The sequence below is a fragment of the Nocardia sp. NPDC046763 genome (assembly GCF_040645495.1).
Classification (GTDB): domain Bacteria; phylum Actinomycetota; class Actinomycetes; order Mycobacteriales; family Mycobacteriaceae; genus Nocardia.
In genome coordinates this window covers 106,669-117,704 of sequence record NZ_JBEYYI010000025.1, presented here as the reverse complement: position 1 = coordinate 117,704, position 11,036 = coordinate 106,669, and the positions used below count along the sequence as shown (strand labels likewise).

Annotated in this window: 11 protein-coding genes; 6 read left to right on the top strand and 5 right to left on the bottom strand. The window is 66.4% G+C overall.

Features of this window, described 5'->3' with window-relative positions; translation table 11 throughout:
- Positions 1-303 precede the first annotated feature (303 nt).
- The 4 genes from cobM to ABZ909_RS32480 form a co-directional block, all read right to left on the bottom strand.
- Entirely contained in the window at positions 304-1,062 is a 759-nt protein-coding gene (gene cobM / locus ABZ909_RS32495) for a precorrin-4 C(11)-methyltransferase (RefSeq protein WP_357007307.1), read from the bottom strand.
- Between the two features lie 91 nt (positions 1,063-1,153).
- On the bottom strand, positions 1,154-1,579 hold the full coding sequence (locus ABZ909_RS32490) for a PPOX class F420-dependent oxidoreductase (protein ID WP_357007305.1): 426 nt from the start codon (positions 1,577-1,579) through the stop codon (positions 1,154-1,156).
- 18 nt (positions 1,580-1,597) lie between these two features.
- Entirely contained in the window at positions 1,598-2,233 is a 636-nt protein-coding gene (locus ABZ909_RS32485) for a response regulator transcription factor (protein WP_357007302.1), read from the bottom strand.
- Entirely contained in the window at positions 2,230-3,408 is a 1,179-nt protein-coding gene (locus ABZ909_RS32480; protein ID WP_357007300.1) for a sensor histidine kinase, read from the bottom strand. Before ABZ909_RS32480 ends, ABZ909_RS32485 begins: the two co-directional genes overlap by 4 nt.
- A gap of 130 nt (positions 3,409-3,538) precedes the next feature.
- On the opposite strand from ABZ909_RS32480, the gene ABZ909_RS32475 reads away from it, so the two are divergent.
- The 3 genes from ABZ909_RS32475 to ABZ909_RS32465 all read left to right on the top strand — a co-directional run bounded on the left by ABZ909_RS32475 (position 3,539) and on the right by ABZ909_RS32465 (position 6,771).
- On the top strand, positions 3,539-4,588 hold the full coding sequence (locus ABZ909_RS32475) for an ABC transporter permease (RefSeq protein WP_357007297.1): 1,050 nt from the start codon (positions 3,539-3,541) through the stop codon (positions 4,586-4,588).
- A 35-nt stretch (positions 4,589-4,623) separates the two neighbouring features.
- Complete coding sequence (locus ABZ909_RS32470) at positions 4,624-5,349, top strand: ABC transporter ATP-binding protein (RefSeq protein ID WP_357007294.1); 726 nt, start codon at positions 4,624-4,626, stop codon at positions 5,347-5,349.
- 63 nt (positions 5,350-5,412) lie between these two features.
- Positions 5,413-6,771 carry a DUF222 domain-containing protein gene (locus ABZ909_RS32465; protein ID WP_357007291.1) on the top strand — a complete coding sequence of 453 codons (1,359 nt, stop codon included), beginning with the start codon at positions 5,413-5,415 and terminating at the stop codon, positions 6,769-6,771.
- Positions 6,772-7,239: 468 nt separating this feature from the next.
- Here the strand turns inward: ABZ909_RS32465 and ABZ909_RS32460 are convergent, their stop codons facing one another.
- On the bottom strand, positions 7,240-8,208 hold the full coding sequence (locus ABZ909_RS32460; protein WP_357007288.1) for a YafY family protein: 969 nt from the start codon (positions 8,206-8,208) through the stop codon (positions 7,240-7,242).
- Positions 8,209-8,300: 92 nt separating this feature from the next.
- Between ABZ909_RS32460 and ABZ909_RS32455 the strand changes: the two genes are divergently transcribed.
- From ABZ909_RS32455 to ABZ909_RS32445, 3 genes are all read left to right on the top strand, one after another.
- Positions 8,301-9,455 (top strand): epoxide hydrolase, encoded by a 1,155-nt coding sequence (locus tag ABZ909_RS32455; protein WP_357007287.1) that lies wholly within the window; start codon positions 8,301-8,303, stop codon positions 9,453-9,455.
- A gap of 33 nt (positions 9,456-9,488) precedes the next feature.
- Entirely contained in the window at positions 9,489-10,070 is a 582-nt protein-coding gene (locus ABZ909_RS32450; RefSeq protein WP_357007285.1) for a TetR family transcriptional regulator, read from the top strand.
- 81 nt (positions 10,071-10,151) lie between these two features.
- Positions 10,152-10,913, top strand: coding sequence for an SDR family oxidoreductase (locus ABZ909_RS32445; RefSeq protein WP_357007283.1), 762 nt, complete (start codon positions 10,152-10,154; stop codon positions 10,911-10,913).
- The last annotated feature ends 123 nt before the right edge of the window (positions 10,914-11,036 follow it).

Sequence of the window (11,036 nt, the reverse complement as noted above, 5' to 3'; positions counted from 1 at the left end):
CCCAAACCTCGCTTCCGGAACACCACGACACGCAGCGCTCCCCGCCGAAAACCCGAACAGGACGCCACGCCTGCTTCAGCGTGGCGTCCGGTGTTCGGGGCTCACTTCACCGTAAATTGAGACTCCCTGGGGTATCCCCCCAGCTGGCCGATCTTGTTACATGGGCGCGACCACACCCATCGGCCGCTGCAGGGCAGCCACAGTCGCAAACTTGGTGACGGACACTCGGTCCAATCTACCGTCAGCGCGCAAGCGACAATACGAAAGGGCCATAGCCCTTTACTATCATCGCATTTCGTACCTTCAGCCAGTGATGTGCGACCTATCGCGAGCAGGATCGTACAGATGCGACTGGGCACAGTTCAGGGTTTCGGCCAATGCGGGACCGACGAGAATCACAGCCGCCTGCCGCAGTCCGGCCGCCTCCACACGATCGGCGATATCGGCCAGGGTGCCCCGGAGAACCTGCTGTTCAGGCTGGGTCGCGCGGTAGACCACGGCCACCGGGCAGTCCACGCCGTAGTCGGGAACCAGCTCCTGTGCCAGGGTCCGGATCCGGGTGATGGCGAGATGCAGGATCAGCGTCGCCCGGGTGTGCGCGAAATTTGCCAGCGCCTCCGATTCCGGCATCGCGGTCGACCGTGCCTGTGTGCGGGTCAACACAACCGACTGCACCTGTTCCGGCACCGTGAGCTCCGCACCCAGCAGCGCCGCGGCGGCCGCGTACGCCGGCACCCCGGGCGTCACGTCCCAGGGAATTCCCAGGGCGTCCAGCCTGCGCTTCTGCTCGGTGAGCGCTGAATACAAGGAGGGATCGCCCGAGCACAACCGCGCGATGTCTTTGCCCTCGGTGTGTGCCCGCGCACAGTGCGCGATGATCTCGTCCAGGTCCAGCCGCTGCGTATCGATCAGCTCGGCATCCGGCGCGCAGTGCCCCAGCACCTCGGGGTCCAGATAGGTTCCCGCGTACAGGCACACCGGCGACCGCCGCAGCAGCTCGACCGCCCGTACGGTCAGCAGATCCGCCGCCCCCGGCCCGGCCCCGATGAAGTGCACTGTCATCGGCCGAGTCTCGCACACCCGCTCGGGCGAACCGCCCGGCCGCCACCAGCGGCTCTTTCTGTTTCGTACATCCAGCTCGCGGAATCGACTGTCAGCCGCTGACCGAGAAGTCGGTGACGATCCTGGTGGGGCGGAGGCGGACCACGAGTTCGCCGGGGACGGCGTTGCGCTTGCCGAATTCGTCGGCGCGGTCGGGGCCCATGTAGCGGGCGGCGATGTCGGTGGCGGTGCGGAGGAGTTCGTCCGGATCCTCGGAGATTTCGGCCACACCTTGGACCTGAACGAAGGCGTACGGGGGTTCGGACACGTCCACGCAGAGGGTCAGGCGGCCGTCGCGGAGGATCGAGCGGCCCTTGGCCGTGTTCTTGCCGGTATTGAAGACGATCTCGTCGCCTTCGAGGATGAACCAGACGGGCGCCACCAGGGGGCGGCCGTCGCTCGCCACGAAGGCGAGCTTGCCGGTCCGGGTGCTCTCGGTCAGGAAGTCGCGTACACGCCGATCGGACAGTGAGGCCATGAGCGACACCGTACGACCTCAGATGGCCCCGCGCTCGCGAGCCCGGGCCACGGCGGAGGTTCGGGATTTGACGCCGAGCTTCGAATAGATGTGGACCAGGTGGGATTTCACGGTGGTCTCGGAGAGGAACAGGCGCTTGCCGATCTCCCGGTTGGAATGGCCGTCGGCAACCAGGCGGAGGACCTCGATCTCGCGGGGACTCAAGGTGGTGTCGGGCTTGCGAACTCGCGTCATGAGACGCGAGGCGACCGAGGGCGACAGGACGCTCTCGCCCTCGGCGGCCGAGCGGACCGCGGCCAGCAGTTCGGCGGGCGGGGTGTCCTTGAGGATGTAGCCGACCGCGCCCGCCTCGATCGCACCGAGGATGTCGGCGTCGGTGTCGTAGTTGGTGACCACCAGGACATTCGGCGGATTCGGGAGATCGCGCAGGACCGCGGTGGCGTCCGCGCCGGACTTGCCGGGGCCGAAGCGCAGATCCATCAGGACCAGGTCGACGGGGGTGGTTGAGCAGAAGGCCACGGACTCTTCGGCGGTCGCCACCTCACCCACGACTTCGATGTCGTCGGAATCGGTTTCGGCGACGCTGGAGTCCAGCAGCGCGCGCAGGCCCGCGCGGACGATGGCGTGGTCGTCGGCGAGGAGGATGCGGATCATTTCTGCTCCGAGGGGAAGGTGGGCTGCTCCTCCAGGGGGAAGGAGACGGTGACCGCGGTGTGGCCGGGCTCGGATTCGACGTTCATGGTGCCGCCCTGCTGCTCCACCCGGCTGCGCATGGCATTGAGACCGAAGCTGCCGGAAGGGGATTCGGCCAGCACCGCGGGTTCGATACCGACTCCGTCGTCGACCACGTCCAGGTGCACGGCGTCATCGGCGTAGGTGAGGGTGACCCGCATGCGCTGAGCGTGGGCGTGCCGCACCACATTCGAGACCGCGCCCTGGGTGATGCGGACCAGGGCGGCCTCCATGGACATGGGCAGCGCCTGTGGCTCCCCCTCGACGAGCACCTGGGCGTCGAGGCCGGGCGCGGCGGCCCGCTCGGCAATGCGCCGCAGCGCACCGGCGAGGGACTGGCCCTCGAGCGCGGCGGGCGTGAGTTCCGCTATGAGCTGGCGGGTTTCGACCAGGCTGTCGGCGGCGGTTTCGCGAGCCAGCCGGATCTTCTCCAGCGCGGGATGATCCGGGGCGGCGCGCTCGACGGCATGCAGCAGCAGCTGAATACTGCTGAGGCCCTGGGCAACCGTGTCGTGGATCTCCTGGGCCAGGCGCTCCCGCTCGGCCATCTTGCCCGCGGTGCGTTCCTGCTCGGCGAGAGTGTTTCTGGTGGCGAGCAATTCGTCGATGAGGCGCTGCCGATCGGCAGCCTCCTGGAACAGTGCCCGGTAGCCGAGCCCGATGGCCACCGCGACCAAGGCGCCGAGCAGCGGGCCGATCACACCGGCCACCGTCCAGCCGCGGTGCGCGGCGAACCCGACCACCGACACCACCGTGGCCGCGGTCACCGCGAGCAGCCCCCAATTGCGTGGCAGCAGATGCAGATACAGGAAGAAGAGTCCGAACACCAGATACACCGCCAGCGGAGCCACGATCATCAGACCCAGCCACAGCAGCGTCAGCAGGCCCAGCCACACCCGTGCGGCGGGAAGATTGCGACGGAATCGGCCGCCGGCGAAGTAGACGCCGAGGAAAACGCCCGCGAGCACCACGACCAGCGCCCGATGCGAACCCGTCAGGAACTCCTGCACCGCCACCACGATGGTGAGCGCCACCACCATGACATGCAGTCCCGCCTGCATGGCGGAGAAGACCGGGGTGAGTGGCGAGCGGTGCACGCGACCAGCTTATGCCCGGCTATTGCCGCGGCATCCATCGAAAGTAGGAAACGCCGCCCCACCCTTGGCTGGTCCCGGAACCGTCCCGCTCGACGATGGTTTCCGGGGTCCGCGACGACACAGTGGAATCATGTTCGTCGCACTCAGAGATCTGCGGGCCGCCCGCGGCCGCTTCCTCCTCATTTCCCTGGTGGTCACGCTGGTCGCGCTGCTGGTGAGCTTTCTCAGCGGCCTGACGGCCGGTTTGGCGCACCAGAATATTTCCGCCATCCAGTCCTTGAAGACCGACACGGTCGTCTTCTCCGACACCGGGTCTTCCCCTTCCTTCGACGCCTCCACCTTGAGCACCGAGCAGGTGCAGACGTGGCAGGCGACGGGCGGCACCGTCGATCCGATCGGCATCAGCCGCACCCGCGCCACCCTCAACGGCGCGTCGCCCACCCAGGTGGCACTGTTCGGCGTCCAGGGCACGCCTTTCGGCAAGCGCGTGGCAACCGATCCGGGCTCGGTGATCCTGTCCAAGGCCGCCGCCAAGGACCTCGATGCCAAGACCGGCGACACCGTCGAGCTGGGCTCGGCCTCCTACACCGTGCAGGGTGTGACCGATGACGACTGGTACGCGCACACCCCCGTGGTGTGGATGACGTTGACGGACTGGCAGTCCCTCAACCCACACTCGGGCGCGGCCACCATCCTCGCGGTGTCCGGCGTGAGCGATCGGTCCGCGGTGAACGCGACCGCGCACACCGCCACGACCAGCAGCAAGGACTCGCTGTCCGCGATGTCGTCGTACAAGGCCGAGAACGGGTCGCTCACCCTCATGACCGTCATGCTGTTCGCCATCTCGGCGCTGGTGATCGGTGCGTTCTTCACGGTGTGGACCGTGCAGCGGCAGCCGGACATCGCGACGCTGAAGGCGCTGGGCGCGACCACCGGCTCCCTGATCCGGGATGCCCTGAGTCAGGCGCTGATCGTGCTGCTGCTCGGCGTCGGTGTCGGTGTCGGCCTGACCGCCGTGGCGGGCGTATTCATGGGCGGTGCAGTGCCTTTCGTGCTCAGTGTGAGCACGACGTTGTTCCCGGCCGCGGCGCTGATCGCGCTCGGTCTGCTCGGCGCGGCCTTCGCGCTGCGGTTCCTCGTCACCACCGATCCTCTCACCGCTCTCAACCAGGCCCGCTGATGACCACACTCCCCTTGCCTCCCAGGAGCATTGCGATGACCAACGCACTGACCGTCTCCGATCTGACCCTCACCTTCCCGGACGGCACGGACCGCATCACCGCCCTCGACCACGTGAACCTGCGCGTGACCGGCGGCGAGATCGCGGCCATCACCGGGCCGTCCGGCTCCGGCAAGTCGACCCTGCTGGCCACCGTCTCCACCCTGCTGCGCCCGGAGTCGGGGCGGGTCGAGCTCGAAACAGCCACGGGCATCATCGATCTCGCCTCGCTGAGCCGCCGCGACGCCGCGACCCTGCGTCGCACATCGATCGGCATCGTGTTCCAGCAGTCCAATCTGGTCCCGGCGCTGACCGCCGTCGAGCAGCTCGAGGCAATGGTGCACCTGGGGCAGAGCTGGTTCGTCTCGCCTGCCAAGCGGCGCGAAGCCCGTTCGCGCGCACGGGATCTGCTGGCTGCGGTGGGGCTGTCGGGGCACGAGAACAAGCGGCCGGCGCAGCTTTCCGGCGGGCAGCGGCAGCGGGTGAACATCGCGAGGGCACTCATGAACGATCCGTCGCTGCTCGTCATCGACGAGCCGACCAGCGCCCTGGATCAGGAGCGGGGGGCGGCCATCATCGATCTGATCGTGGGGATCGTACGGGAGCACGGCGCGGCGACATTGCTGGTGACGCACGATCTGTCACATCTGGATCAGATGGACAGTGTGTATCGGATGGTGGATGGCGTTCTTACGCAGCAGAAATCGGCATTGGTTGCTTGAAATATGTTGTACAACTGGATAATTCGGATTCCAATAGGATTGATGCCGCGATAGAATAGCGGTATGAATTCGAAGGGGGAAGTGCTCGAGGACTGCGGGGTCGCCGAATTGGCGACCGCAGTCCAGACCCTTTCGAATGCCAGCCTGAAGGAATTCTCCGATGGCGATATCGTGGAGTTGATGCAGCGGTTGGAGACCTGCAAACGCCAACTGTCGGCACTGGATTCACGCCTGATCATCGAAGCTTGCGACCGTTCTCTGCCGAAGGGCAGTGCCGCGAAGGATGTCGTACCGTTCCTGCGTCAGACGCTGGGGCTGTCGAAAAATGACGCGTCGCTGCGAGTGAAGATCGCCCTGCAGTGCGGAGAATTCTTCGAGCCGACCGGACACCTGCGTCCTGCCACCCTCGCGAAGACCGCCGAAGCGTATGAGGCGGGCGATATCTCGCGTGATCACGTGCGCAACATCATCGACGTGATGACGCACCTGCCGACAGACATTCCCGCCGAGACCCGAACCGAGGCCGAGGACATTCTTGTCGGGCACTCCCGGGTCGGCTGGCCCGATGACCTGCCCAAGATCGGGCGCGACATCCTCGCCCGCGTCGATCCGGACGGGAAGGTGGTGTCCGACGCCGACCGCCGCCGACGCCGCGGCCTGATCCTGGGTCGTCCCGGTGTGGATGGGATGTCGTGGATCGAAGGCTGGATCACCCCTGAGCTGCGTGCGTTGCTGGACGCTGTGTTCGCGAAGCTTGCGCGTCCGGGTATGTGCAACATCGACGACGTCGACAGCATCGCCGCCACCGCCAAAGCCGTCGACTCGAAGGTCCTCGACGCCGCCGCCCGCCGTGATCGTCGCGATGCGGGTCAGCGCACCCATGATGCCCTGTACGCGCTGCTGCAGCCCGGCGTTGACCCCGCCAAGCTGGGTTCGCACCGTGGTCTGCCGGTCCAGGCCATCGTGACCATGTCGCTCAACGATCTGGAGCGTGGCGCGGGTGTCGCGACGACCGCCTCCGGTGGCCATGTCTCGATCAACGAGGCGTTGAAGATGGCCGAGGGCACCAAGCCGGTCCTGGTCGTGCTCGACTCCGATGGGATGCCGCTCTACCTCGGTCGCTGCGATCGGTTGGCTTCTCCCGCTCAGCGTTTGGCGTTGATCGCCCGCGACAAGGGCTGCACCCGCCCGGGATGCGAGACCCCGGCGAGTATGTGCGCGGTGCACCACATCACCGACTGGGCCAAGGGCGGGCCCACCGACCTGAACAACCTGACCTTGGCCTGCGATCACTGCCACGCACTGGTCAACGACAGTGCCGGGGCTGGAAAACTGTTGTCATGGGCAAAGATTCCCCCTATCGGGGGCGCACCGGATGGATTGCCCCGAAAAGTCTTGACCCCACAGGCACCCCACGCGTGAACGACAGGCATCACGTCGGGGAGCGGGTCGCCGCTGCCATCGAATCGAGTTGTCTGAGGTGGGGTTCACGGGCCGCATGAAACCTCCGCTGCGCGTGTGCTGCTGGCGTGCGCAGAGACCGGGAAGTGTGGTTGCGTCGCCTGCCCTACCGGACTTGGGCTGACGCCAGGTCGAGAGCCGCCAGCCGATCACCTCCTAGAGACGAACCCACCACAAATCCACAGCGCTCTTCCTACGAGCTGGACTCCCTTCCCGAGGATGCCCCGGCCCCGTGATCCAAGCGAATACCTCCTGCAGCGACATCCACATGCAGGTTCAAAGGTGAGGGGGCTGGTAGCCGAAGGCGCGTCCCCAAGCCCGGCTCCCTCCCTCCTCCAGGCATCTTTTGTCCTTTGATCTTTTGGTTCTTTGTCTTTTCGTTCTTTGTCTTTTCGTTCTTTGGGTCTTCGTTCTTTGGGTCTTGGTTCTTCAGCTTTTGCCATCTATGGCGCGTGTGGCGCGATCGCGGATGGTTCGAATAGCGTCTGTCAGCTGAGCGGGGCTGTGCACCTTGATGTCGGCGCCCAACTCCAGGAGGCGATGGGCCACCCATTCGGGGAGATCGTCTCGGTTCATATCCAGGGCACAGGCGTCCGATCCTCGCGGGACAACATCACCGGGGCCTTCGCCCAGACGGCCGATGACGGCTTCGGCGGGAGCGGCGATGTCGACCAGGAAATGCAATGTCGGTGTGCGCCAGTCGGTTCGCTCGCCGGTTACATACGCGGCGGGGTTGGCGGCGGGGAGGTCGCGTGGGGTGAAGCGGGCGCCGGTGGCGTGCACTCGGCGGATTCGGTCGGCGCGGAAGACTCGCCAGTCATTGCGGTCGAGGTCGAAAGCGACCAGGTACCAGCGGTGTTTGTGCGGGACCAGGCCCACGGGCTCGGTATTGCGACGGGTTTCGGAGCCGTCGGCGGCTTCGTAGGCGAAACGCACTCGCTCCTTGTTGGTCACGGCCGCGGCCAGGGCGGTGAGCAACTCGGGGTCGACGGGGTTCGCGCCGGTGCGGGGCGCGACGGTGGCCGCTCCCAGGACTCGCACGCGGCGACGGAGTTTGGCGGGCAGGACCTGTTCGATCTTGGCGAGGGCGCGGACCGAGGCCTCCTCGATGCCGGTGATGGCGGAGCCCGCGGCCGCCCGCAGACCGACCGCGATAGCGACGGCCTCCTCGTCGTCGACCAGCAGTGGCGGCATGGCGGCCCCGGCGACCAGGCGGTAGCCGCCGGTGGCGCCCATGGTGGCCTCGACGGGGTAGCCGAGATCGCGGAGGCGGTCGATGTCGCGGCGGACGGTGCGATCGGTGACGCCGAGGCGTTCGGCGAGTTCGCTGCCGGGCCATTCGCGCGGGGTCTGCAGCAGGGACAGCAGCCGCAGCAGTCGTGCCGACGTGTCGCTCATACCCGTCATCCTCAATTCGAAGTAGGACGAGAATAGTCCTAGATAACTTCTAGCGTGGTAAGCGGATCGTTCGCCCGACGTGAGGAGTCACGATGACCACCACCGATATCCGCCCGTTCCGCATCGCCGTGCCGCAGTCCGATCTCGATGACCTCGTGGACCGGCTGGCGCGGGCGCGCTGGACCCGGCAGCTCCCGGGCCAGGGTTGGGAGCGTGGCGTCCCGGTGGATTATCTGCGCGAGCTGGCCGAGTATTGGCGCAACGAATTCGACTGGCGTGCTCAGGAAGCGGCACTCAACGAGTTCCCCCAGTTCCTGACCGAGATCGACGGGCTGGACGTGCATTTCCTGCACGTGCGCTCGGAGGACCCCAATGCGTTGCCGCTCATCCTCACCCACGGCTGGCCGAACAGCTTCGTGGAGTTCACGAAAACCCTTCCCCTGCTGACAAATCCGCGCGCATACGGCATGGAGTCGGCACAGGCGTTCCATGTGGTGATTCCGTCGGTGCCGGGCTTCGGGTTCTCGGAAGCGCCGCGCGAACCGGGCATGCGGCCGCGGCACGTGGCACGCATGTGGGTGGAGCTGATGGCCCGCCTGGGTTACGACCGCTACGGCGCTCAGGGCGGCGATCTGGGCGCGTACGTGGTGCAGGAGATGGCCATCGCCGATCCGGGCCGCCTGGTCGGGGTGCACATCGACGGCGGCATCGGCCTGCCCACCGAGGCGGACGTGCCGACCATGACCGCTGAGGAACGCGCCGAATGGGACCTCATGCAGAAGTGGCAGTCCGGCGTGAATCACCATGTCCTGCTCCGCCAGGCGCCGCAGACCTTCGCGCACGCCTGGACCGACTCCCCCATCGGCCTGCTCGCCTGGATGGTCCACAAGTTCGACGAGTTCTCGCCACTGGCCGACCAGCTGGAGGATGCCGTGGACCGCGACCAGCTGCTGACCAATGTCAGCGTCTACTGGTTTTCCGATACCGCCGCCACCTCGTCCTGGCCCATGTACAACGGACTGGGCTACCAGGGCTTCGCGTGGCCGTCGGGCCAGAAGCTGGTCCCGGTGGGCGTGTACGCCGGGGGCTCGCCGCTCATGCGCCGGCTCGCCGACCGCGACAACACCATCGTGCACTGGCCCGAGGGCAATACGGGCAACCACTTCCTGGCCATGGACGTTCCCCGGGCGCATGTGGCCGATATTCAGGCCTGCTTCGGCAAGATCCACGGAGCCCGCCATATTTGACCGATTGGTCCCGAAAGTCGTAGGGTCCTCGCCATGGCGAGGACCAAGGAGTTCGATCCGGACACGACGCTCCGCCGCGCTCTCGAATTGTTCTGGGAGCGTGGCTATGAGGCGACGTCCATGTCGGATCTCGTTGAGCATCTTGGGATTGCCAGGGCGAGCATCTACTCGACCTTCGGCGGCAAGCGCGACCTCTACCTGAAGGCGCTCCAGCGTTACCTCGAGACCACCGATCCGGTGATCATGGACGAGTTGTCGCAGCCGGGTCCGGTCCTGCCCGCGGTGCGCGGACTCGTCCAGCGATTCGTACGCGAAGCATCCAGTCCCGATTCATTTTTGGGCTGCCTGGTCGTGAACAGCGCGGTCGAGTTGGCACACTGCGACGACGCGGTGGCACGGCTCGTGGAGTCCAGCTGGGCGCACCTCGAAACGACATTGACTTCCGCCCTGCTGCGCGCCCGCGCACAGGGCGAACTGGCCGCGGACGCGGACCCGCGCGCACTCGCCCGATTCCTTCTCGTCTTCTTTCAAGGAATCCGCGTCATCGAGCGCACGCCGGATTCGGCTGCGCGCCTGCGGGATGTGGCCAGCGTGGCCGTATCCCTGCTCGGCTGAACAGGTTTCCCATTCATCCACAACCTTCCGCACTGTCCACATTCAAGAACGATCATTCTTCAAAAGGAGCTGTAGACCGTCATGAGCACCCGATTCGATGACAAAACTGTGCTGATCACCGGTGGCGCCGGCACGATCGCGGGCGCGACCGCCCAGGCGTTCGCCGATCTCGGTGCCACGGTGGTGCTGGCGGGCCGTGATGCGCAGCAGCTGGCCGACGCGGCCGGACGGGTTCGATCAGCGGGCGGCACGGTGGACTGGGTGGTCGCCGACGTCACCGACGGCCACCAGGTGGCGGCCATGATCGAGGAGGTCGTGCGTCGGCACGGCGGCCTGCACGTGGCCTTCAACAATGCCGGAATTCTGGGCGCGCCCGCCCCGGTCGGCGATCTGGAGGATGCCGACTGGCACCGGGTGCTGGATGTCAATCTGACCGGTGTCTTCCTGTCCATGAAGCACGAGATCGCCCATATGCGCGGCAATGGCGGCGGCGTCATCGTGAATATGGCCTCGAATATCGGCGCGCACGGCCGCCGTCCGGGTCTGGCGGCCTACGCGGCATCCAAAGCGGCGGTCAGCGTGCTGACCCAGACCGCCGCGCGTGACCATATCGGTGACGGCATTCGCATCAATGCGGTCAGCCCGGGTGCGACCGATACGCGAATGTCCTTCCGCCCGGGCGAAACTCGCGCGGATCGCGATGCGCGGATGGCGTCGGCGATTCCGTTGGGCCGGGTCGGGGATCCGGCGGAGATCGCGGCGGCCGTGGTGTGGCTGGCCTCCCCGGAATCCGCTTTCGTCATCGGGCACGATCTGGTCATCGATGGCGGCGCTACGGCCTGAGTTCCCCATTGGTACGGGCGTGATCTCACCGTTTGTCCATCGGGTACGGCGAGGTTCCAATAGCGGAATCGAAGTGGGCTGTTGAACCGGCAGACATGTCCTTGTCATCTGCGCTGACTAACG